General features: G+C 34.4%; 13 protein-coding genes and 1 CRISPR repeat array. Of the genes, 4 read left to right on the forward strand and 9 right to left on the reverse strand.

What is annotated here, in order from left to right; translation table 11 throughout:
* Positions 1-70: 70 nt before the first annotated feature.
* The 6 genes from QWT87_RS05165 to QWT87_RS05190 form a co-directional block, all read right to left on the reverse strand.
* Positions 71-832, reverse strand: a complete 762-nt coding sequence (locus tag QWT87_RS05165; RefSeq protein ID WP_302714360.1) for a LytR/AlgR family response regulator transcription factor — start codon at positions 830-832, stop codon at positions 71-73.
* A gap of 45 nt (positions 833-877) precedes the next feature.
* On the reverse strand, positions 878-2,248 hold the full coding sequence (locus tag QWT87_RS05170; RefSeq protein ID WP_302714362.1) for a 5-methylcytosine restriction system specificity protein McrC: 1,371 nt from the start codon (positions 2,246-2,248) through the stop codon (positions 878-880).
* A complete protein-coding gene (locus tag QWT87_RS05175; protein ID WP_302714364.1) occupies positions 2,229-4,415 on the reverse strand; it encodes an AAA family ATPase in 2,187 nt (728 codons plus the stop codon). The genes QWT87_RS05170 and QWT87_RS05175 overlap by 20 nt, the downstream gene beginning before the upstream one ends.
* A 272-nt stretch (positions 4,416-4,687) precedes the next feature.
* On the reverse strand, positions 4,688-5,887 hold the full coding sequence (locus QWT87_RS05180) for a GIY-YIG nuclease family protein (protein WP_302714366.1): 1,200 nt from the start codon (positions 5,885-5,887) through the stop codon (positions 4,688-4,690).
* Positions 5,880-7,883, reverse strand: coding sequence for a DEAD/DEAH box helicase (locus tag QWT87_RS05185; protein WP_302714368.1), 2,004 nt, complete (start codon positions 7,881-7,883; stop codon positions 5,880-5,882). Before QWT87_RS05185 ends, QWT87_RS05180 begins: the two co-directional genes overlap by 8 nt.
* Before the next feature lie 76 nt (positions 7,884-7,959).
* Positions 7,960-10,674, reverse strand: a complete 2,715-nt coding sequence (locus QWT87_RS05190) for a class I SAM-dependent DNA methyltransferase (RefSeq protein ID WP_302714370.1) — start codon at positions 10,672-10,674, stop codon at positions 7,960-7,962.
* Positions 10,675-11,021: 347 nt separating this feature from the next.
* Here QWT87_RS05190 and QWT87_RS05195 point away from each other — a divergent pair, with 347 nt between their 5' ends.
* On the forward strand, positions 11,022-11,300 hold the full coding sequence (locus QWT87_RS05195; RefSeq protein WP_302714372.1) for a GIY-YIG nuclease family protein: 279 nt from the start codon (positions 11,022-11,024) through the stop codon (positions 11,298-11,300).
* Positions 11,301-11,594: 294 nt separating this feature from the next.
* Here QWT87_RS05195 and QWT87_RS05200 read toward each other — a convergent pair whose 3' ends face one another.
* Together QWT87_RS05200 and QWT87_RS05205 are read right to left on the reverse strand one after the other, a co-directional pair.
* Positions 11,595-12,236 (reverse strand): DUF6266 family protein, encoded by a 642-nt coding sequence (locus tag QWT87_RS05200; RefSeq protein WP_302714374.1) that lies wholly within the window; start codon positions 12,234-12,236, stop codon positions 11,595-11,597.
* A gap of 1,541 nt (positions 12,237-13,777) precedes the next feature.
* Positions 13,778-14,044: a helix-turn-helix domain-containing protein gene (locus QWT87_RS05205; RefSeq protein WP_302714376.1), complete on the reverse strand. Its 267-nt coding sequence runs from the start codon at positions 14,042-14,044 to the stop codon at positions 13,778-13,780.
* 364 nt (positions 14,045-14,408) lie between these two features.
* Between QWT87_RS05205 and QWT87_RS05210 the strand changes: the two genes are divergently transcribed.
* From QWT87_RS05210 to QWT87_RS05220, 3 genes are all read left to right on the forward strand, one after another.
* On the forward strand, positions 14,409-14,861 hold the full coding sequence (locus QWT87_RS05210) for a T9SS type A sorting domain-containing protein (protein ID WP_302714378.1): 453 nt from the start codon (positions 14,409-14,411) through the stop codon (positions 14,859-14,861).
* A 15-nt stretch (positions 14,862-14,876) separates the two neighbouring features.
* Complete coding sequence (locus QWT87_RS05215; protein ID WP_185204791.1) at positions 14,877-15,935, forward strand: NHL repeat-containing protein; 1,059 nt, start codon at positions 14,877-14,879, stop codon at positions 15,933-15,935.
* 109 nt (positions 15,936-16,044) lie between these two features.
* Positions 16,045-18,264, forward strand: coding sequence for an NADP-dependent isocitrate dehydrogenase (locus tag QWT87_RS05220; RefSeq protein ID WP_185204792.1), 2,220 nt, complete (start codon positions 16,045-16,047; stop codon positions 18,262-18,264).
* A gap of 202 nt (positions 18,265-18,466) precedes the next feature.
* Positions 18,467-24,135: direct repeats of the CRISPR family, unit length 47 nt; unit sequence GTTGTGAATTGCTTTCAAAAATTATTATCTTCGTGATGAAGAACAAC.
* A 499-nt stretch (positions 24,136-24,634) separates the two neighbouring features.
* Here QWT87_RS05220 and cas2 read toward each other — a convergent pair.
* Entirely contained in the window at positions 24,635-24,973 is a 339-nt protein-coding gene (gene cas2 / locus QWT87_RS05225; RefSeq protein ID WP_007842732.1) for a CRISPR-associated endonuclease Cas2, read from the reverse strand.
* Positions 24,974-25,062 lie beyond the last annotated feature (89 nt).

Consider the following 25,062-nt stretch of genomic DNA (forward strand, 5'->3'; position numbering starts at 1 on the left):
AAAAATGCGTTTCCGGAAAACATAACCGGAAACGCAGGAACAAAAGCTTTTTTTTGAGGAATAAGAGCGTTTAGCCCAAAAGTTTTTTTATGTCATTCTGATAATTTTCTGACACAGGCAGGTAATGACATTTTGTCTTGTTTTTTTCATCAAATACAATAATTTCTACATGTTCATCTTTTTTATGATAACACTGAATGTATTTTTTATTGACTCTGAAAGATTTATGAATCGTTATAAACTGACTTTTCATCAGTCCTTTATCTTCCATTTTCGAAAAGGAAAAATCAATAAGATTCTCCGTTTTCCGGTTAATAAAATGAATCTGCTTGTTGTTGGATTCGGAGCCGGAAGACTTATCTGCGCTTAAATAGACAATATCATCAATCAGAATCCTGTTTCTTTTTGTTTTATTAAAATCCAGATAAACGTACTGAAGACTAGAAAACAAGTAAACTTCCTGTAAGAACCTTTTAAAACTTTTAACAAATTTTTCTTCCGTAAAAGGCTTGGTAATATGATCTACACAAATCCCGGAATCGCGTTTGAGATTCTCAATATCTCCGATGTATTCTCTGGTATTGGCACTTGCAAAGAACACCGGAATCCCGATTTCCTGCGCCACTTCCATTCCCGTCATGCTGTCGCTGCCCAGATCCAGATCCGCCAGCAAAATATCCGGTTTTACCGTTTTCAGTTCCTCAAAGAAATGAGCTGAACTGCTGCTTTTTAAAACAATCTGAACATTGGGAACATGCTGAAGATACAGTTCCAATTTTTCCATTTGTTTGGGGTTGTCTTCGAGAATGGCGATGTGGTAGGTTGGGAACATAGGTAGAACTGAATGTATTTATTGTATTATTTATCAATTTTTTCTTTACTTAATCGGTAGACAAATTCCCATTTTATAGATATTCTGATATGCTTTTATTTCAGAAATTTGTAATTCAGTTTCTTTATTCAGAGTTGGATAGATAATTAAACAATCTATTATATCTGAATTTTTAACTTTATCCGAAAAGTGATGATAAACTTTTTTCAAGCGCGCATAACCTGCAACCTGTCTCATATCCTGATGTTCTTTGCTGTTTTCATAATGCAACTTATATTTAGCATCTATAATAATTGGTATTTCATTACCTTTTTCAGGATTATTATAAAAACCTATAAAATCCACTTCGTTTCCAAACGTCTTCCAATGGTATTTAATCTTTCTGTAAGCTTCGTTTTCCAACAATCTTTTATAGGCATATAACTCAAACAAACGGCTCATATCAATCCAATAAGGCGGTGTTTTTTTCCTGGCTGTAGTATTAGATTTTGTGATTGAGTAGGAAAAGTTTTTTAAAATGAGTTCTCCCAAATGGATTGCTTCTTTGTATTCTTTGTAAAATTTATTATGCTTTACGCTTTTTATTTCTTTGATATTTTCCAGCGGACTAATCAATTCGAATGCAGAAGAGATATAGTTTATAGTGTTCCGGATTTCTGAATTAACGGATGATAACAGTTCTTTATTTGTTGATAAGTAATTATTTACAAATTCTAAAACCTTTTTTAAAAACCTGTTTTCAATACTATTAAAGCCAAACTCCTGATATTTGCAAAAAGTATTTGTCTCTCTATTTTTAAGATGGTTTAATTTAATCGTTTTAGGAATTAAAATTTTACCTTTTATTCTGCTGTTTAAATTTTCTTCTACTGTGTAATACGATTTCTTCAGTCCTTTCTTAACGATTTTTTTCATTAAAAGTATGAACTGTACGACCAAAAAAGGTGATAAATAATCATTGTCCAAATGCTCGACTTCTATTTCGGGAGCATCCCAATCAATATCCAGAAGCTCCGATATTTCTTTGGTTGCATCAGGAAGCTTTATTATTTCTGAAAGCATTTTTACCACATCGACTTCCGGTAATGAATTTACTTCTTCTTTACTTTCAATTTTTGCTTTTGCTGTATGATCAACATCTATATCATCTAAATTTTCCTGAATACTTTCCAAAAGTTTATTATTTACTTTTGGAGAAACAAAAATATGATGGTTATTGGCAACCGTTCCAACTCCAATATAGTAATTGGCTTTTATCTTGCACTTCTCAACATCGTTTTCTTTTATATTCTCATACTGAAATACAGAACATCTGTTATCTTTCTTGAAGTAGAGACTCTTCTCAATTTCAAGGAAGTCTTCAGTATGCTCCCAATGTTCGTAAAGCCTTATAAGTTTAGGCAAAGCGCTGTTCAATGTCTTTGATTTTTGCGATTGCAGATTCATTAAAAACTCCATCCCTAAGATATTCATTAAGAATAGGAATAACCTCATACTTCATCTTCATTTTGAAATAATTTTCTTTTTCTTCTTCTGATATCTTTTTCCTGTCTGCAATGAAATAACTATGACCTAAAGCCACGTCTTTCGAAGAAAAATCATTAGAAAGGAAATCTGAATCTTCCGCATTTTCAAAATTGATTACCTCATCTTCTCCAACTTTAATAAATAATTTTGCAACTTCTACGAAGCCCAGAGTATTAAAAAATATATCTTCAGTATCTTTCAGCTTTTCAGGTAAAACATCTACAAATGCAAACCTTCTTCTGATGGCGTAATCGATATGTCCTACACTTCGGTCTGCGGTGTTCATGGTTCCGATAATGTAGAGATTCGGCGGAAGAACTAATTTTTGAGAGCCATCTACTTCATACATACTTTCTACTTCTTCTCCACGGTATTCTAACGCGTAAATTAATTCGCCAAGAACCGAAGATAAGTTTGCACGGTTGATCTCGTCAATGATAAGGATGTATGGCTTTTTATCTATTTTTTTAGTCTCGTTTGTGACACTATACTGCAAATTATTTTCATCAAGATATTTTTTAAACTTTTCTACCAGATTTTTATATAGATAGTACATTCCACTTCTTGCAGATTTAGACAACAACTCATTGTCTCTGATCTTACTTGTCATTTCGGATAAATACAATCCTACATAACCATTAATAATATCTGAATCCTTAACCAGAACAGAATCGTTTTCGTTACTGTAACGATTCACTCTCAGGGAATTATCTTCAACAAAAGTAATCTTTGGCTTTGTTTCTTCTTTAATCAACACCTCATTATCGGTCTCAATTTCTTTCTGTATGCTTTCTTTAAACTTAATATAATGTGTATTTACCCAATTTTCTTTTGAAACCTGTTCCGGGATTTTTTTTGAATCTAAATAATTTTTTAACGCTGCATCAGCAAACTCCCCCAAAATTTTATTGACATTCTTATACTCAATTTTATCACCTTTTGATTCTGCTACAATTCCTCGTACAAAGTCTTCATAGGTGTAGCTTGGATGAAACTGGATGATTTTGAACTGTTCATTGCCTTTTAAATCATCAGTTGGATTTAATCCTAACATTTCCTTTGCAATCAGTTTTGCTTCTCTGGTTTTCCCCGTTCCCGGAGGTCCTTGTAATATGATTTGTTTTTTAAAATTTAAAAATTTGATGAAGTCATTCATAATGTTAATTTTCATTAGATGTTCCGGTGGTAATTTCGAATTTTCAAATATGATTTTATAGGCTTTAAACTGCTTATTCCGCAAATCATAAAGTATTTTTAAATAGTCTAAACCTTGAACTATATAATTATTCGAATCTTTTGCAACTGGAATCTCATAACCATACAATATAAATTCACCATAATTTAGATTTTTTAGTTTTTCTTCATTGTCTTCCAAAAATTTGTAATCTTGTAGATTGTAATCTATCATTTTTCGAAAAGAATAAAAAGATTCTTTAAACGGGCGTACATTTTTTATTGGATCATTATTATTTTGGGAACCTTGTAAATTAAAGCCTAATCCATATCTTATACTTGTTTGAGACAAGTGCATGTGATATTGAATTTCTTTTTCTGCTCCCAAATTTATTGTCCAGTATGTATCTCTTACATTTCCAAATAACAGATCTTGATTCACGATTTTACTATGTCCAGCAAAGTTTTTTCTGGTTTCTCTAAATTTTGAAATAAAATCTTTGCTTCTGCCAATATTATTGATATCCTTGTGTACAAGATTTACAAAATCTTGAAATGTGGAGAAAAGAACTGGTGAATTATAATACCTTAAAAATTTAGTAAAATGAGTTAATAGTATATATTTTGGTACATCATTACCATTGCTTTTACTATAATCCGAAAAAAGCGTATCATCTTTTTTTAGGTTTTTTTCCAATACAACAATACTATTCTCAACATCTACAACCTCGAAAGGATTACTATTATATGACTTTTTATAATTATCAATTAATATATTAATTTTTTGATCAAAATTATTAATTCCAAAATAAGTTTTGTAACTTATTGTATTAGGTAAAACTGTGCGCAAATAGAATTCTTTAAAATCTACTAAATAATTCATTTTTATTTACTTGTATATTATTTTTAACTACTATTCTAAAACTCTATCTCACACCTTCACCTGCCCGTTCATCAGCATGGGCAATAGCCAATCTCGTAATGAAGAGAGTTCTTGGTTTTGTTTTGAATTATTTTTTATTTTCTTATTAGTTTAAATGAAATTGTTGGTTGGGCTAAGGAGAATAATTTCCATCCTTCATTTTTTATTTCGTCTTGCCATTGTTTCCGGAGGATTTCACTTTTATTTTATTTACTCTGTATATAATGATATTTTTATTTTAGAACGATTTTATTTTGCAAATTATCAAAACGGTAATTTATTATACTACCATTAATAAATAATTCAATTGCTTCATTCAAAACATCTATAGGTACTACAAACCACTCTCTTGGTATAAACCTTTTTCCACTAGCATCATATAAATCAATATCTAAACAAACAGATGCAAATAATCGATGCAGCAAATTTTCAAAATTTTGTATATTAATATTATAGCAACTGTATTTTGCAACGATTGCTACATTATCATATAAATACGTAGCTTCCTTTGTTGCATTTTTAATTCTGGTTTCTACTGGAACTGTTGAAAAACCAATCTTGTAAAGATTCTTTATATTTTTAATTTCAGGATTTTGTGACTTAGATTTTAAAATATAAATCCAGCCACTTTCTATATCTTCTTCTTTTACCATCCCTGCATTTACAGCTAAATCTTTTTCAATATCATCAAGTGGCTGAGTAATTAGTTTTCCATTTTTCTGAATCGCTTTTCCTAATGAACGAAAAAGCAGATTAGAAACTGTTCCGTTTTCAAAAATAGTTGTGGTAGGTCCATCTAAACGTATTCTATCACCAGTCTTATTCTCTTTAAGAGTTTTTTCTGCATCGGATGATTCCAAATAAACTAAAAGACCATCTACCAAATAGAAATTACCTTGTTTAAGATTAGTTTCAGCATCATTAAAAGGAAGCATTTTTCGTCTTCCAGATTTTAAATCACGATGTACATTCTGGAACATTACCTCATATTTAGCAAAGTCATCATCCGACAATGATTTTCTTTGTGCGATTGATTCTGCTTTTGCTCTTTTATCAATTTGGGGTGTATGCTTAAATTCAAAAATAGAATTGTCTCCATCCGAGTCAAGCAATCCCAATTCATCATCGTTTAAAATTTCATCAATTGATGGCGTTTCATATTCTACTTTCCCAAGCAAATTAAACCTATCAAATGGTTTTACCATCTTTTTTTTACTATCATTATTTCTAAATTCCTTAAGTCTCGCCAACAAAGAATATTCAGCGATGGAAGAATTGGAGGGTTCCCTTTTGTTTTTTTCAAAGAAACTATTGATTTCTTCGAACGATTCTATAAGACGGTCTTCATCTGTTTTGATGACAGACTTTTTCTCACTGGAATCTAATAAACCAAAGTCATCTTCATTAAATATATCATCTAAAGTCTTAGCCATTTTGCATTCTTTTTCTTTTAGCATCCTGAATAAACAGAAGAGCCTGAGCCAGTCTCTGCTCAATTGGATTAGTGGACTGAATATTTGGTTTTTCGCCAGTTTCTTTCACCCAAGCATTTATTTTAGGCCATAGAATAATAGCTTCCTGCTCTGTCATTTCGATCTTTGTGATATTGATAGTATCTTGAATTGCACGCAAAACTGAAGTAGTAACACTTTTAGAAAGAATTTCAAATGCTTTCTGGAACGGGTTTACACGGTCAATTAATTCAATATTAATATCGTCAATATTTACAAAGCTTCCTGCCATTTTGATAAATTTCTTTGAGCCTTGTTCTTCAACGGTACTATTCTTTATTACCGAATCTACCACCACATATTGCCTAACCGCTTCTACATCATCTTCTGATAAATCTGGGTACACCTCTCTGATTATTTTCGGAATGAGAACCGTGTTGATAACTTCAGGTTCTAAATTTCCCGGTAATGCTTTTAGCATTGTATCATCTTGTAAAATGCGTGCTTTCAAATCGTTTAAATCAGTTTCAATGATGTCTTTTGCACGTTGGGAAGTTGGTGTTTTAAATCCTCGTATTTTGATGGTTGGCTTCCCATTTTCCTCTTCTTCATCTTCCAAATCATCCTCATCATTATCCATTGGCTTAAATTTGAAGTTCGGAGCAAGAACTTGTTCCATAAGTAATGATGCTGTAATGGCTTTCAGCATATTATTCACCGCTAGTTTTACATCGTCATCTACCGCATCAGGTTGAGCAATCAAATTGGTAAACTGAGCGTGTTTTTTATTGCTGCTATCACGAGTTGCTCTACCAATAATTTGAATAATTTCAGTTAACGAACCTCTGTAACCTATGGTAAGTGCGTGTTGGCAAAAAGGCCAGTCAAAGCCTTCTTTAGCCATCCCTAATGCGATAATCATATCTATATCATCGGGTGAGCTTACACCACGCAAATAAGCTACAATCTTATCTCTATCTTTTGGATTATCGTTTACCAAATCTGCAATTTTCAGAATCCTTCCACTTCGCTTGCTTTTAACAAACAACACTCCTGTTTCAGAATCCTGATAGTCTAATTCACCAATACAGTCAATAACGTGAGTTACTTCATCATTTTTTTGTTTAGATGACTCTGCCGAATTTACACTTGGGATATGGATAATCGTTTTTAAATCTTCATCCAGAATTTCTTCTAATGCCGACATATTACGCTCCGGCTGCACTTTGTAATATCTTCCTTGGTAAAAATGATAACCGATACCTAAAGATTTCAAATATTCGTAGCCATTCAATTGGTCGTAATAGTTATACGTAACTTTTACAAATTTTTCTTCATCTTCCGGTAATAGAACAGGAACACTGTCTCCTCGGAAGTACGAACCCGTCATTGCCACAATATGAGCCGTAGAATTAGCCATTATATTGCGCATCACATTTCCTAATTTATTATCGCCATCTGCCGAAACGTGGTGAAACTCATCAATAGTTATCAAACAATCATTCAGTTCTTTTTCATCTAACTCCTCAAATGCAAAACGCAAAGTGGCGTGAGTACAAATTAAAACTTTTTCATCACTTTGCAAAAACTGATGAAATGCTTTTACTTTACCAGCATCGCTTCCCGGTGTACAAAGATTGTATTTTTGATTGGGTTCCCAATTGGCATAAAACCCATATTTCTTTAATTCTGTAGGACTGAACGAATTTCCAATGGAGCGTTCGGGAACAGCAACAATGGCTTTTTTAATGCCTTGATGGATTAATTTATCCAAAGCAATAAACATCAAAGCGCGAGATTTTCCTGAAGCTGGTGGTGCTTTTAGCAAAAGGTATTTTGCCGTTCTCGCTTCATACGCATTTGCCTGCATTTCACGCATCCCCATTTCGTTGGTCTTTTTGCTTTGCCCTGTTTGTGCATACTCCACTTTTACCAAGTTGATGGGTTTTATATAATTGGTATGGTTATCTTTTTCCATTTTCTTCTTTACAATTATTGATTTTCTTAATCATCTAAGCCTTCGACAAGCTCAAACGTACAATACTGCCTTAAGATCAATCTGATTTTTTCTTTCTTGTTTTTTTCTGCTTAGCAAAAAGCGTATCTTTTTTGGTCATTTCATCATAACGTTTAAACAAGTGTTCTAAACGCTCTGCATCAGACGTAAAAGGATTTCCCATTCTGTAGATTTCTTCTATGGCTCTATCCAGATTTTGGTGTGCCTGGTTCAAATCTTTAGGCATTGTTTCGGGGTTGTAAAGCCAAGCCATTGTTTTTTCTGGAAACTTTGCACGTTCATCTAAAATGGCAAATACATATTCATTAATAGTCAGTTTTTGTTTTTCAGTGATGTCAGGAAATGGAAAGGTATTGTAGCAAAGTTTAGCTGAATATCTATATCGTGTTTCCAATTTTCCACCAACTGCATCTATCCAAACCATATGAATTTTGGAATGGAGAATACCGAAAAGCCAAGGTTGTGCATCATAAACAGCCAATGCAGAATTTAATATAATCGTTTCTTTAGATAAAAAACCTAAGGGAATATATTCTCTACGTTCTGATGAAGTAGATGGAACAATAATAGCATCATTAACAGCCGTTTTTCTATCTCTAAATTGATGCGCCCTCGCTGCTAATTTATTTGTTCCCGTATCTTTACTATTTACTCTGTGAGTTCTACTAATTTCAATTCTATTTTTAAAAAATTCATAATTTAAAGCTTCTTCTAATTCTTCATCCTCAATCCACAAACAATATCTATTAATACCATTAATAAATTCGGTCGAACCAACTAACCTACGAACAAATTTTTCACTTAAAGGAAATTCAGAAATTAAATCATTCTTTTCCTCTTCACTAAAAATCAGCCCACCACCGTCATTAGGCATATTGCCAAAATTCATTCTTTTAAATCCTGAGATTGATGTCATTCGTTCTGGAATTATAATATTTGAGGCATCTAGTAGGTAAGCATTTATATTTTTAGCAGGTTTAGAGACTCCATCAGAAAAAATATATTTCTGTTTATTAATTATATTTCTTAGTCCAACAATAATTACTGTTACTCCTGCATTACCAATGGCATTATTCGTCCATTTAAATGATGTATGGGCAAATGAAATTTCTATATTATTTCTTAAAATCTTATCCCATAATAAAGCAATCTGTTGTCCTTGCGAAATAGAATTCGTTGAAACAAAGGCTAATTGAGCGTTGAAGCTATCAATATACTTAGAGCCCTTATAAAACCAAATTGAAATATAATCTAAGTCTTTGTATTTTGCAAATGAACTAAATATAAAATCCATATCGGATTTTTGCTCTTCATCTTGAATTCTAGCTCCCAAGTACGGCGGATTCCCAATAATATAAATTTCATCGCCCTCATTTTTAGGGCAAACTTGTTCCCAATTTATGCGGGCTGCATTTCCTGCTACGATATTTCCAGCCTGTTTCAATGGTAAAATAGGTTCAGACTTCCCAAAGCCCTCTAATTTTTCATCAAAATAGAGGTTCATCTGATGTTCTGCCAACCAAAGAGAAAGAATCGCCATTTCGTGGGCAAAATCTTTAATTTCTATTCCGTAGAATTGTGAGAGTTTGATATTGCTCACAAAGCTTTGTCCTCCAAATAAACTGGCATTTTCTAAAGCAATAAGTTGTAAAATAATTTTAACTTCAAGATTCCTAATTTCTTTGTAGGTAATAATGAGAAAATTTCCGCTTCCGCAAGCTGGGTCAAAGAATTTAATTTTAGAAATTCTGTCAATCAACTTTCTTAAGCCTTTTGGATTCTCCATATTTTTTTCAAACTCCTCTTCGAGCTCGTCTAAAAATAAAGGCTTAATCAGTTTCAAAATATTCTCCACAGAAGTATAATGCATTCCCAAATTGCTTCTTTGTTCAGGGTCTGCAACCGCCTGTATCATTGAACCAAAAATATCTGGATTGATTTCGCTCCAGTTCAGTTCGCCAGAGTCTATAAGAATGTTTCTGGCTTTTTTACTGAACTTCGGGCTTATAATTTCATCTTTAAAAAGTCCACCATTTACATACGGAAATGGATTAAGGTATTCAGGAAAATCGCCAGTTTTGCTGTTTAATTTTTTAAATAAAGTATTTAAAAATTGATCAACATCAGAACCATCTTCATTGGTGTTATTAACCAAAGTTTCAGTAAAAATATTTTCTAGCTCAAAAATGCCAGTATCCTCGGCAAAAAAACAAAATAATAATCGGGAAAGAAATAAATTGAGATGATGACTACCATTTGCTAACCAATCCGGATTGTCATTTACTAATATTTCATATAATCGCCCTAGCTGATAAGCGGCATCTCTATCTGCTTTGTTATTAGTAGAAACTTTGTAAATTTCTGCACCAGAAAGGGGCAAGAAAAAATCTATATGATCCGATAGTTCACCAAAAGAAAATCTTTTATTTAGTTTTAGTTTTACATCCACCGCCACAATGGTTTCATAATCTGTCACCAAAATGAAACGAGGATTATGTTTCAGAATTTTATCATCTTTAGATGCTTCATCAATTGCATCTAAAAGATTCTCCCCAACTTCCTCCCTAAAGAATATTTTATTTTTAAAAAGTAATTCTCCTTCTTTTTTTGAAAGATTAGAATCACCTTTTCTTAATCTGGTAATTGCATTTTTTGAAATACCAAAAGCCATCAGAAAATCATAAATGAAATTTTCTTTTTCCACATTAGTCGCAATAGTTGCCAGTTTATCTTTTATTTCCTTTGGTTTCATCGGTTTTAAAATTCAGACATCAAATATAATTAAAAAACAAATTCTATCCTTTACGGTAAACCATAAACAATAAAAAAATACCCTTAAGAGTGAATTCTTTTTGTATTTCAGATTCCTTTGATATCATACAGTGTTAAAAATTTTAATGAAATAAATTAGCTTGATAAGTACATCTGGTGGCTTCGGCTCCGCTCAGCCACCAGATTACAGGCACAGCTCTCTATTAATAATCTTTCCAGAAATATTTTTAACATCCAATAGCTTAGAAAATACAAACACAAAAGGTGGCTGAGCGGAGCCGAAGCCACCGCATTCAAATAAAATACTATCTTTAGAAAAAAATACAAATGATAAAAGGATGGATGTATATTCTTCTCTGCTCAGACGGCAGTTATTACACCGGCAGCACCAACGATCTGGAACGCCGGCTTTCGCAGCATCAAAAAGGAGAAGGTGCTCATCACACTAAAAAACGGCTTCCTGTAAAGCTTATTTATTTTGAAGAATTTGAACGTATTGATCTGGCTTTCTACCGCGAAAAACAAATTCAGGGATGGAGCCGCAGAAAAAAAGAGGCAGAATGCATGAATGAAACCCACAGTAAGTTTTTTATAAAAGATGAATAGGTGGCTTCGGCTCCGCTCAGCCACCAATACAGAAAACAACCCACGATCCAACACCCCCAAAAAATCAAATCAAAGAACACGGTGGCTGAGCGGAGCCGAAGCCACCATTACAAAAAACCAACCACAGCCCAAAAATCACATCAAAAACTCGGTGGCTGAGCGTAGCCAAAACCACCATTACAAAAAACCAACCACAGCCCAATAACACCCAGAAACCCCATCAAAAAATCCCGGTGGCTGAGCGGAGCCGAAGCCACGATAAAAAATCCCCACCCTTTCGGATGGAGATTCAAATTAAATTAAGGTATAAGCCCCAAGATACGCGCTGTTACACGCAAGCGTTTCTTTCGCATTTCTGAAAAAAATCCAGACCTGAATTTCCTTTCCTGTGTAGGAAACAGGCATCGTCACATCGGCAGTCAATGCTCCCCTTTCGGCAACGGATTCGAAAATTTCAAACGTTCCCAGTTCTTCGCAATAACACACCACATTGGCTTTGTCGGCGGCATCTGCATTTCCCTGTGCGGAATTGTCTTCCCAGCTCAGTGCAATAACATTTCCGGTCTGCGGAATAGCGGTGACGTTCTGGAAACCTGCCAGATCCCCTTTCGTAATCAGCACTTTGTTGTATACCAGTTCGGGAACATCTCCATTCATTTGTAATGCTTCGCTGATCGTATAGGAAACTGCCATATTTACCCTTGATTTTGAACCGCTACCTGCCCCGAAATACTTCGTCTGGATATTTTTGAGCGGCTGCAGAAAGCTGATCACCATGCTGAACCTGGTCTGCTGAAGAAGCTGTTTATCGGTGGGCTGTTTCGAGCTTGGTTTGGGAATACTTCTGATAATGTCCTGTCCGCGCCAGTTTGCGCCTACAATTGTTCCCACTTTTCCTGAAAATCCTCCAAGGATTCCTTTTGTTATTCGTGCCATTTTGTGCATTTTTATTGGTTAACAGAACGAAGGTATTACAGAATTTTCCAATTTCAGGCACCTGTGAAAAAGATGACCGGTTCTGACTGCTTTTGACCGGTTTTGACCGGTTTGAAAACCCATTTCTTCGGATCATGTTCGGGTCTTCTTCGGATCGGCTTCGGAAAAATGGGATTTTTTCCGAAGAAAGACCGAACAACAGTCGAAGGATTTCGGGAGAATTTTGATTACCGTATTTCTACTAATTTCTAACCGTACGCTTCGGCTCCGCTCAGCGTACTTCAGTACAACTTAATTTTAAACAAATCGTTGTAAACCAAACTCTCCACCGTGGCTGAGCGGAGCCGAAGCGTACATCATTGCTATATCATTTTAAACAAATCATTGTAAGCCAAACTCTCCATCGTGGGCTGAGCGGAGCCGAAGCGCACATCAATGCAATTTCATTTAAACACATCATTGTAAACCAAACATTCACCGTGAGCTGAGCGGAGTCGAAGCGCACATCATCCTGAATAACCATCCCCAAAATTGTTTACAATCGCAAGGACGCAAGATTTCTAACATGCTCTATCTATTAAGGCGCAAAGATTTTATCTCCGATAAAATGTAATACGGATATTTTTCGCTTCGGCTCCGCTCAGCGTACTTCAGTTCAACTTTATTTAAACAAATCATTGTAAACCACACCCGAAGCCGTGCGCTGAGCGGAGCCGAAGCGCGCATCAACCTGAATAACCATCCCAAAATTGTTTAAACCCACAAAGACGCAAGATTTTTAACATGCTCTATCTATCAAGGCGCAAAGATTTTATCTCCGATAAAATGTAATACGGATATTTTTCGCTTCGGCTTCGCTCAGCGTACTTCAGTACAACTTAATTTTAAACAAATCATTGTAAATCACCCACCACCGTGGGCTGAGCGAAGTCGAAGCACACATCACGGCTACTCCATTTAAACAATCATTGTAGTAAAAAGAAATCCTTGGGCTGCTTAACATACTTAAAAAGTAGCTTAAGAAGTAACTTTTTATATCTGCGTAATCTGCACAATTTGCGTGAAGTAATTGAAGATGAAAATCAAAACAACAGATTATTGTGATAAGAAAGATCCTTCGGCTGCTTCGCGCTCAGGATGACAGCACAGAAAATTGTTGATTTTAGAGTATGCTATTGAATTGAAAGCGTTAGACAATTATTTATTGAAATCTTTAGCTGTTTGATATACTTGGAAAGTAATTTAAGAACTTACATTTTATATCTGCACAATCTACGTGAAGTAATTGCACGACAATCAAAACAACAGATTATTGTGATAAGAAAAAGAGATCCTTCGACTGCTTCGCGCTCAGGATGACAACGCAGAAAGTCATTGATTTTAGAGTATGGTATTGAATTGAAAGTGTTAGACAATTATTTATTGTAATAAAAGAGATCCTGCGGTGTTTCGCGCTCAGGATAACAGAAGAGTGACCGTCGATCCGCATCATTCCGCAGAAACCGGTTTTAATCCCGCCAACGAAAGACATAAAAATACCCTCATTTTTTGAGGGCTGTATTGAAAAACGATTTCGGATAGTATATTTTCTTTCCGATTTTTATATGCGGAATATTCTGTGATTTCCGGATTCTGAATAAAGTACTGTCGCTGATATTCAGCAGCCTTTTTACATCGGCACTGTCATAATACTGGGAATCGGCTATCTGCTTTTTCCTGAGAGTGTCAAGAATTTCAGAAAAAATGTCCAGAACGGTATGCATCAGCTCTTCATCATACAACGGTGGATTGTTGGGTTTCTTTTTCATCCTGTGCTTTTTTAAAAGAAATAATGTTATTAATTTTTATTTCAAACGTTGAGGAAATATAAAATATTGTTTCATTTTTCTAATAGATAGGGAAGCTGAAAAAACGATAAAATACAATCATTCATTTCTTCGATAAAATTTATGAATTTTTTTTGTTAAAATATTGGTTATCCGGAATCAGAGGGATGAAATCCTATGTAAAGAGGAATGATATTTACCGAAAAAAAATTAATATTTTCATCATAGTTGTCAACATTCCGAATCTTCCGGTTGCAATCATATCAGAACTTAACAGTTTTTGGATCCGAAACGATCTTCAGCATCAAAAATTTATTTATATTCGCAGTCCTTAAAATTATTGACCATGAGAAAAAAAATTACTCTATTCTTATTCGGAGTTCCTTTTTTTGGTTTTGCCCAGTCTGTGATCGGGAATATGAACTCGGGAGCGGTTTCTGCGGATAACTTTACGCATTCGGTGGGAGAAATTTATGTGATTCCTACAGATCCTGACAAAGCGAATTCCGGAACAATGGGAATGTTTTACCAGTCTGTTTTACAGGTTTTGGGTGTTTCAGAACTTGAAAAAGACCATGTGAAAATCTATCCCAATCCTACTGTTGATTTCATTTATGTTAAACTGAATTCAAAATCAAAAATCGAAGGTGCGGAAATCTATGATCTTTCGGGAAAGCTTGTTTTCAAAACTAAATTAGATTCTGAACAACTGGATCTCAGACCGCTTCAACAGGGAGTTTATATGATCGTTTTCAAAAACTCCGACATCAAACCTATCAAAATTATCAAAAAACCTTAAAAAAACTATTTGAACATGAAAAAGCTTTATGCAACTATAGGATTATTTTTAGCAAGTTTAGTAAGCGCACAGGTTCCGCAGGCTTTCAGCTATCAGACGATTGCTTTCAATGCGGCAGGAGCTCCGATTGCTAACGGAAACGTTTCTTTGAGAATCAGCATTCTGGATAATGCAGCCAACGGAACGGTTTTATATACAGAAACACAAAACAAAACGACCAACGCCAAAGGTCTGGTAAATCTGAATATCGGACAGGGAACGGCTACGACAGGAAATTTCGGAGCAATCAACTGGGGAACCAACGCCAAATTTGTAAAAGTGGAAATGGATCCTGCAGGAGGCTCTAACTATACGAATGTCGGGGTAAATCAGTTGATGAGTGTGCCTTATGCAATGGTGGCAGATAAAGTAAATATGAACTCTAATGGTTCATCCTTAAATGATGATATTGTAGAAAATAAATTTTCAAATTTTGGATTTATTGACTCCTATGATGCCAAAGCATATGTTTTCAACAGTAAAACAGGAACTTGGGTTGCTCAGACATTTAATACCTATGCAAGCCCAACTTTGGTTACGTCCAATGGTAACTTTGCATTTATTGATGCATATAGCGCAAAATCTTATGCTTTTAGTAATAAAACAGGAACTTGGATAGCCCAGACATTTAATGCTTCTGCTAGTCCTACTTTAATTACATCCAATGGTAACTTCGCATTCATGGATATGTATGATGCCAAAGCTTACGTTTTCAACTCAAAGACAGGAATTTGGACTGTACAAGCATTCAATCCTTCTGCCAGTCCAAGTTTAGTTTCATCCAATGGTAATTTTGCCTTTATGGATATGTATGATACCAAAGCCTATGCTTTCAATACTAAAACAGGAACCTGGATCACACAGGCATTTAATTCTTCAGCCAATCCAAGTTTAACAAAATCTAACGGTAACTTTGCATTTGTAGATAGCTATAGCAGTAAAGCGTATGTATTTAATAGTAAGACAGGAACCTGGATCTCGCAGACATTTAATTCTTCTGCCAATCCAAGTTTAATATTGTCAGAATCAAACTGAAAATTAAAAAAGAGGCTCTCGCCTCTTTTTTTATGCAAATGTTTAAATAAAACAATCATAATCACTAAATTTGTGAGTCTTAAAAAATCAAATAATAAATTACAGTATAATGTCAGACAAATCAAAAATCTATTACACGCTTACGGATGAGGCTCCTATGTTGGCTACACACTCGTTTTTACCGATTGTGAAAGCTTTTACAAAATCTGCAAATATTGAGATCGCCGTTCCGGATATTTCTTTGGCAGGAAGAATTTTAGCCAACTTCCCGGAATTTTTGAAGGATGATCAAAAGATCGGTGATGCTTTGGCTGAATTGGGTCAGTTAGCGACTCAACCGGATGCCAACATTATCAAGTTACCGAATATTTCAGCTTCTGCTCCTCAATTGGATGAAGCAATTGCAGAACTGCAGTCTAAAGGTTTTGCAGTGCCTAATTATCCTGCTGAGCCTAAAAATGATGAAGAGAAAGCAATTAAAGCAAAATATGCCAAAGTTTTAGGAAGTGCCGTAAACCCTGTATTAAGAGAAGGAAATTCTGACAGACGTGCTCCAAAAGCCGTTAAAAACTATGCAAAAGCAAACCCTCACAGAATGGGCGACTGGGCTTCTGACAGCAAAACAGACGTTGCTCACATGAACGGAGGAGATTTCTACGGAACTGAAACCTCAACAACGGTAGAAAATGCTACAAAATTTAAGATCGTTTTCAAAGGAAACGACGGTTCTGAAACGCAATTGAAAGATTTTGCCAACCTTCAGGCAGGAGAAGTAATTGATTCTTCCGTAATGAATCTCAATGCTCTAAAAGCTTTTGTACAGGAAGCTATTGAAGAAGCTAAAAACAGAAACGTTCTTCTTTCGGCGCACCTTAAAGCAACCATGATGAAGATTTCCGATCCGATTATTTTCGGAGCGATTGTAGAAACGTTCTTCAAAGAGGTTTTCACGAAATATGCAGAGACATTCAAGTCTTTAGATGTTAATCCAAACAACGGTCTGGCTGATCTTTTTGAAAAAATCAAAGGAAATGCACAGGAAGCGGATATTAAAGCAGATATTGAAGCGGCTCTGGCAAACGGACCGAGAGTGGCGATGGTAAATTCAGACAAAGGGATTACCAATTTCCACGTTCCTTCCGATATCATCGTTGATGCTTCTATGGCTGCATTGGTAAGAGGCGGCGGAAAAATGTGGAGCAAAGACGGAAAAGAAGAAGATACGGTTTGTATTATTCCGGACCGTTCTTACGCAGGTTTCTATCAGTCTGTTATTGATGATATGAAAGCACATGGGAAATTAGATCCTACCACAATGGGTTCTGTTCCGAATGTAGGTTTAATGGCTCAAAAAGCTGAAGAATACGGATCTCACGACAAAACGTTCCAGGCTTCAGCAGAAGGAACCATTGAAGTCCAGGACGAAAACGGAAACGTTCTTCTTTCTCAGAAAGTAGAAAAAGGAGATATTTTCAGAATGTGCCAGACGAAAGATGCTCCGATTCAGGACTGGGTAAAATTAGCAGTAAACAGATCCAGATTATCTGATACTCCGGCTATATTCTGGTTAGATAAAGGAAGAGCACACGACAGAGAAATCATCAAAAAAGTTGAAAAATACTTAGCTGATCACGACACCAACGGATTAGACATCAGAATCATGGATGTAAAAGATGCCATGACGGAAACATTAAAAAGAGCAAGAGAAGGAAAAGATACCATTTCTGTATCCGGAAACGTATTGAGAGATTATTTAACTGACCTTTTCCCAATTCTTGAACTTGGGACTTCTGCTAAAATGCTTTCTATTGTTCCATTAATGAACGGAGGTGGTCTTTTTGAAACCGGTGCGGGAGGTTCTGCTCCTAAACACGTTGAGCAGTTCATCGAAGAAGGTTATTTAAGATGGGATTCTTTAGGTGAATTCCTTGCTTTACAGGCTTCTTTAGAGCATTTGGCACAAACTCAGGGGAATACAAAATCTCAGGTGTTAGCGGACGCACTGGATGAAGCTAATGCTAAATTCTTAGCTACCGACAAGTCTCCTGCAAGAAAAGTAGGACAAATCGATAACAGAGGTTCTCACTTTTATCTGGCAATGTACTGGGCGGAAGCTTTAGCAAACCAGACTGCTGATGCAGAATTAGCGACACAATTCGCTCCGATTGCAGAAGCAATGAAGGAAAACGAAGAAGTAATCAACGCAGAATTAATTGGTGCTCAGGGAAAACCTCAGGATATTGATGGTTACTACAAAACAGATACGTACAAAACGTATGCTGCTATGAGACCAAGTACGGTTTTAAATGAAATCATCGACGGAATTTAATTTCATTTTTGCTTAAAATATTTTTTAGCCATAGCCGACTGTAGTTCGGTTATGGCTAATTTTTTATAGTCTGTAAAATCAGCCTAACTTAATCGAACCCTTTTCGTCGAATCCGCCTACGCCTTTCCTGCAACGGATTTCAAAAATTATTATCTTCGTGATGAAGGACAACCTGACTAAATTAAAAGCTCAATACGATCTCGTTGTGAATTGCTTTCAAAAATTATTATCTTCGTGATGAAGAACAACTCGCGAATAAAACTAGATCGTCACATTCTCGTTGTGAATTGCTTTCAAAAATTATTATCTTCGTGATGAAGAACAACCGATACCGCACCTACTGTTAACGGTTGGTAGTTGTGAATTGCTTTCAAAAATTATTATCTTCGTGATGAAGAACAACACTTACTATGTTGTTACAGTTACGATTGTAGTTGTGAATTGCTTTCAAAAATTATTATCTTCGTGATGAAGAACAACATCAACACATTATTCGATATGGACGGAAGTGTTGTGAATTGCTTTCAAAAATTATTATCTTCGTGATGAAGAACAACTCCCGCCTTATCTACCACCACGCCGACGAAGTTGTGAATTGCTTTCAAAAATTATTATCTTCGTGATGAAGAACAACTTTACGGGAAGGCGAGTTTATAGAACTCGAGTTGTGAATTGCTTTCAAAAATTATTATCTTCGTGATGAAGAACAACTTTTCCACTATACCCCAGTTTTGTACTATAGTTGTGAATTGCTTTCAAAAATTATTATCTTCGTGATGAAGAACAACATTTGCATAATTCTTCACGTCCTGACCAACTGTTGTGAATTGCTTTCAAAAATTATTATCTTCGTGATGAAGAACAACTCAATATTTTAACTGGAATAATGAGATATTGTTGTGAATTGCTTTCAAAAATTATTATCTTCGTGATGAAGAACAACGCCAGTTCGGTTAATAATTTCATCGAAGCGGTTGTGAATTGCTTTCAAAAATTATTATCTTCGTGATGAAGAACAACGTTTGTTAGGGTTGACAGATAAACAAATAGGTTGTGAATTGCTTTCAAAAATTATTATCTTCGTGATGAAGAACAACAATGCTAAATAAAATAGGAGCAAGCAATGAGTTGTGAATTGCTTTCAAAAATTATTATCTTCGTGATGAAGAACAACACTCTTCAAATTTTATAAAAATAATGGAAGGTTGTGAATTGCTTTCAAAAATTATTATCTTCGTGATGAAGAACAACAATATGTTTTATTCAGAATCAATGCAGGATGTTGTGAATTGCTTTCAAAAATTATTATCTTCGTGATGAAGAACAACAAGTTTCCTGTTTTTTGCGAAGTCTTTTCAGTTGTGAATTGCTTTCAAAAATTATTATCTTCGTGATGAAGAACAACGTAATCTACTTTTATTGGATTAAAGCACATGTTGTGAATTGCTTTCAAAAATTATTATCTTCGTGATGAAGAACAACTTATTAATCGTATTCTGTGTAAAGGTACTGGTTGTGAATTGCTTTCAAAAATTATTATCTTCGTGATGAAGAACAACTTTACCTAGCGGATGTAACGCTAAGATAATGTTGTGAATTGCTTTCAAAAATTATTATCTTCGTGATGAAGAACAACAAGTCTTTTAAGATCACAGATTTTATGAAAGTTGTGAATTGCTTTCAAAAATTATTATCTTCGTGATGAAGAACAACTAACTCGCCATCTGGCGTAATTAGATGGGGGTTGTGAATTGCTTTCAAAAATTATTATCTTCGTGATGAAGAACAACAGATATAATTTCCTGATCTGCTGTTTTGTAGTTGTGAATTGCTTTCAAAAATTATTATCTTCGTGATGAAGAACAACCTCTATATTCATTAGGAGCCCCTTTAGGATGTTGTGAATTGCTTTCAAAAATTATTATCTTCGTGATGAAGAACAACCTTTGGTTTTTTTGGTCACTGGCTGCGTAAGTTGTGAATTGCTTTCAAAAATTATTATCTTCGTGATGAAGAACAACAAACTATATACTTATGTGGCGCCATTTGTGGTTGTGAATTGCTTTCAAAAATTATTATCTTCGTGATGAAGAACAACTTTAACATCATAGTAATCATACATTGCGTAGTTGTGAATTGCTTTCAAAAATTATTATCTTCGTGATGAAGAACAACATGTGGAGAAATACTCCACTGTATCTTTATGTTGTGAATTGCTTTCAAAAATTATTATCTTCGTGATGAAGAACAACCTGAGTATTTCCATTACCAAAGTAATAGTGGTTGTGAATTGCTTTCAAAAATTATTATCTTCGTGATGAAGAACAACTAAATTGAAAGTATAAATTCAGAACTTTGTGTTGTGAATTGCTTTCAAAAATTATTATCTTCGTGATGAAGAACAACGTCGCCATCATTCTACCTTTATCAAAAATTGTTGTGAATTGCTTTCAAAAATTATTATCTTCGTGATGAAGAACAACATGCCGAGAGATGGAAACTGAAGGTGATGGGTTGTGAATTGCTTTCAAAAATTATTATCTTCGTGATGAAGAACAACATTAGCTAAATAGGGTATCCCTGATGGGATGTTGTGAATTGCTTTCAAAAATTATTATCTTCGTGATGAAGAACAACCTCTAGCTCTAATCTAATAGGCACTTTAGGGTTGTGAATTGCTTTCAAAAATTATTATCTTCGTGATGAAGAACAACGTGGATGCATTACGCTGTAGTTTTAAACGGGTTGTGAATTGCTTTCAAAAATTATTATCTTCGTGATGAAGAACAACTATCCTAGAGTACCACAACATATAAAGACTGTTGTGAATTGCTTTCAAAAATTATTATCTTCGTGATGAAGAACAACTCTATTCCTATTATCTCTGCAATTTTGCGGGTTGTGAATTGCTTTCAAAAATTATTATCTTCGTGATGAAGAACAACGATTTGGACTAGAGTAGATACATACGGAGGGTTGTGAATTGCTTTCAAAAATTATTATCTTCGTGATGAAGAACAACTCTATATTCCTACTATGCTCATCCGTGAAAGTTGTGAATTGCTTTCAAAAATTATTATCTTCGTGATGAAGAACAACTCTACTGGATTTTGAGGAGATAGAAATAGAGTTGTGAATTGCTTTCAAAAATTATTATCTTCGTGATGAAGAACAACGATTTATAATGCATGCCTCTTTATACATAGGTTGTGAATTGCTTTCAAAAATTATTATCTTCGTGATGAAGAACAACCAACGACTACCACTCGTTTTGATGGTCAGGGTTGTGAATTGCTTTCAAAAATTATTATCTTCGTGATGAAGAACAACAACAGGCAAAAACCCAAAGCTTTATAAGGTGTTGTGAATTGCTTTCAAAAATTATTATCTTCGTGATGAAGAACAACCTAACAGCCCTAACGACCTAGGTCTATTTAGTTGTGAATTGCTTTCAAAAATTATTATCTTCGTGATGAAGAACAACTTTTGAAATTCCAGCAGAGCAAACTATAATGTTGTGAATTGCTTTCAAAAATTATTATCTTCGTGATGAAGAACAACTAAAACCAGCACCATATCATACTTTACCCCGTTGTGAATTGCTTTCAAAAATTATTATCTTCGTGATGAAGAACAACCGGCTGCTCCCATATTTTGTTATGTTAGTTGTTGTGAATTGCTTTCAAAAATTATTATCTTCGTGATGAAGAACAACAGTATCTATATTTTTAATATACGTATCTTCGTTGTGAATTGCTTTCAAAAATTATTATCTTCGTGATGAAGAACAACCATACCAGTTGTAAGCGTTTTCATATAAGAGTTGTGAATTGCTTTCAAAAATTATTATCTTCGTGATGAAGAACAACTGTGCTAGTATTTGTTTGCTTTGGATTTAGGTTGTGAATTGCTTTCAAAAATTATTATCTTCGTGATGAAGAACAACTAAAGCATTCTGATATTCACTATTCGAGGTGTTGTGAATTGCTTTCAAAAATTATTATCTTCGTGATGAAGAACAACTGGGAACTCTTCAGAATCAGCCGACTTCTAGTTGTGAATTGCTTTCAAAAATTATTATCTTCGTGATGAAGAACAACCCTGTTGTAAGGGTTCTCATGTGTTTTCATGTTGTGAATTGCTTTCAAAAATTATTATCTTCGTGATGAAGAACAACGTCATATAAGCATTTTGAGCATCTGTCATTGTTGTGAATTGCTTTCAAAAATTATTATCTTCGTGATGAAGAACAACTATCAAAAGGAATTGTACCATCTTTTACATGTTGTGAATTGCTTTCAAAAATTATTATCTTCGTGATGAAGAACAACTCAAATTACTTAATAAGTTTAATTTATTAAGTTGTGAATTGCTTTCAAAAATTATTATCTTCGTGATGAAGAACAACGACATCTTGATCACCAATGTTTTCAAACAGGTTGTGAATTGCTTTCAAAAATTATTATCTTCGTGATGAAGAACAACTAAATAACAATTTTTTTTTTAAATTTCTTTGTTGTGAATTGCTTTCAAAAATTATTATCTTCGTGATGAAGAACAACAAGTCTTCCACATTTAATAACACCAGATGGGTTGTGAATTGCTTTCAAAAATTATTATCTTCGTGATGAAGAACAACCTCTTCAGTGTAGTTCTTTTGAGTGACAATGTTGTGAATTGCTTTCAAAAATTATTATCTTCGTGATGAAGAACAACCCAGTCATACCAGTGATAAACGTTTTCATAGTTGTGAATTGCTTTCAAAAATTATTATCTTCGTGATGAAGAACAACATGCTTACTGCGATGGCTCTTACAAGAGCAGTTGTGAATTGCTTTCAAAAATTATTATCTTCGTGATGAAGAACAACATGAAAATAAAAAACCAATTAGACTTCATAGTTGTGAATTGCTTTCAAAAATTATTATCTTCGTGATGAAGAACAACAAAATTTCAACAAATGAAAAAATCCGGGAAGTTGTGAATTGCTTTCAAAAATTATTATCTTCGTGATGAAGAACAACTTATTAAAAAAAAAAAAAAAGTTTTTGTTTGTTGTGAATTGCTTTCAAAAATTATTATCTTCGTGATGAAGAACAACTAAAGGTACCTTAGTCGGCATTGCTCGGATGTTGTGAATTGCTTTCAAAAATTATTATCTTCGTGATGAAGAACAACAAGTGTGTTTAAAGAAGTTGGTGTGCCGTCGTTGTGAATTGCTTTCAAAAATTATTATCTTCGTGATGAAGAACAACGGCTGCTCCCATATTTATTTAGATTTAATTGTTGTGAATTGCTTTCAAAAATTATTATCTTCGTGATGAAGAACAACGCAAGAGTAAGGGTAGGAAGCTCTTTAGTTGTTGTGAATTGCTTTCAAAAATTATTATCTTCGTGATGAAGAACAACATTAGGAGTAGTAGGTTCATCACCATTAGCGTTGTGAATTGCTTTCAAAAATTATTATCTTCGTGATGAAGAACAACACACGAGGGTTGCAGTCCATAAATTGGGGTGTTGTGAATTGCTTTCAAAAATTATTATCTTCGTGATGAAGAACAACTAACTAAGGCAAAAGTAGAAAATGAGAAGCGTTGTGAATTGCTTTCAAAAATTATTATCTTCGTGATGAAGAACAACCTACACATAGTACTCGCTTTGACTCTCGAGGTTGTGAATTGCTTTCAAAAATTATTATCTTCGTGATGAAGAACAACAAGAGTATTTAAAGAAGTTGGAGTACCATCGTTGTGAATTGCTTTCAAAAATTATTATCTTCGTGATGAAGAACAACAGTACCATCTTTGACGTCAAAGTACTTAAGGTTGTGAATTGCTTTCAAAAATTATTATCTTCGTGATGAAGAACAACCTCAAAATCTAATCCATTGGTTTTCAATGGATTTTTTTTATATTTTAAAAATAACAAAATCTCTAAAAGTTAATTATAATCTATCTCTAATTATCTTTTTTGATTTTCTATTTGGGAATTGCTTTGACTCAGCCAAATCGAATCCAACGCTTTTCGTCGAATCCGCCCACGCTTATCCGGCTGCGGATTTCAAAATTATTATCTTCGTGATGAAGGACAACCTCAAAAAATAATCCATTGGTTTTCAATGGATTATTTTATATTTTAAAAATAACAAAATCTCTAAAACTTAATTATAATCTATCTCTAATTATCTTTTTTGATTTTCTATTTGGGAGTTGCTTTGACTCAGCCAAATCGAATCCAACGCTTTTCGTCGAATCCGCCTACGATTATCCGGCTGCGGATTTCAAAATTATTATCTTCGTGATGAAAGACAACCTCAAAAAAATAATCTACTGGTCTTCAGTAGATTATTTTTGTTTTCAGGATTTAAAATTCAGAACAATTCGAGCTGTTGGAAGGTCGGTGGCGGTTCTTCTTTATTTCTGGCAAAAAAGATTTCGATGTCTCCAAACTGTTTATCGGTAATGCACATAATGGCTACTTTTCCGGCTTTTGGAAGCATAAATTTCACTCTTTTGATGTGTACTTCTGCATTTTCCCGGCTCGGACAGTGACGCACGTACATCGAAAACTGGAATAAAGTGAATCCGTCATCAATCAAAGCCTTCCGAAAACGGTTTGCATCTTTCATATTCGCTTTCGTTTCGGTCGGGAGGTCATATAATACTAAAACCCACATAATTCGGTATGCATTAAACCTTTCGGCGTTCATTTTTGGTGACTATTGTTTGTTTATCGTAACGTTTGCAGCCCGACCTGAGTGGAGCTCTTTTTGCAGATTTTTATCCTTCGACACCGCTC

The sequence above is a fragment of the Chryseobacterium urinae genome (assembly GCF_030518295.1).
In the GTDB taxonomy this organism is placed as follows: Bacteria; Bacteroidota; Bacteroidia; order Flavobacteriales; family Weeksellaceae; genus Chryseobacterium; species Chryseobacterium mucoviscidosis.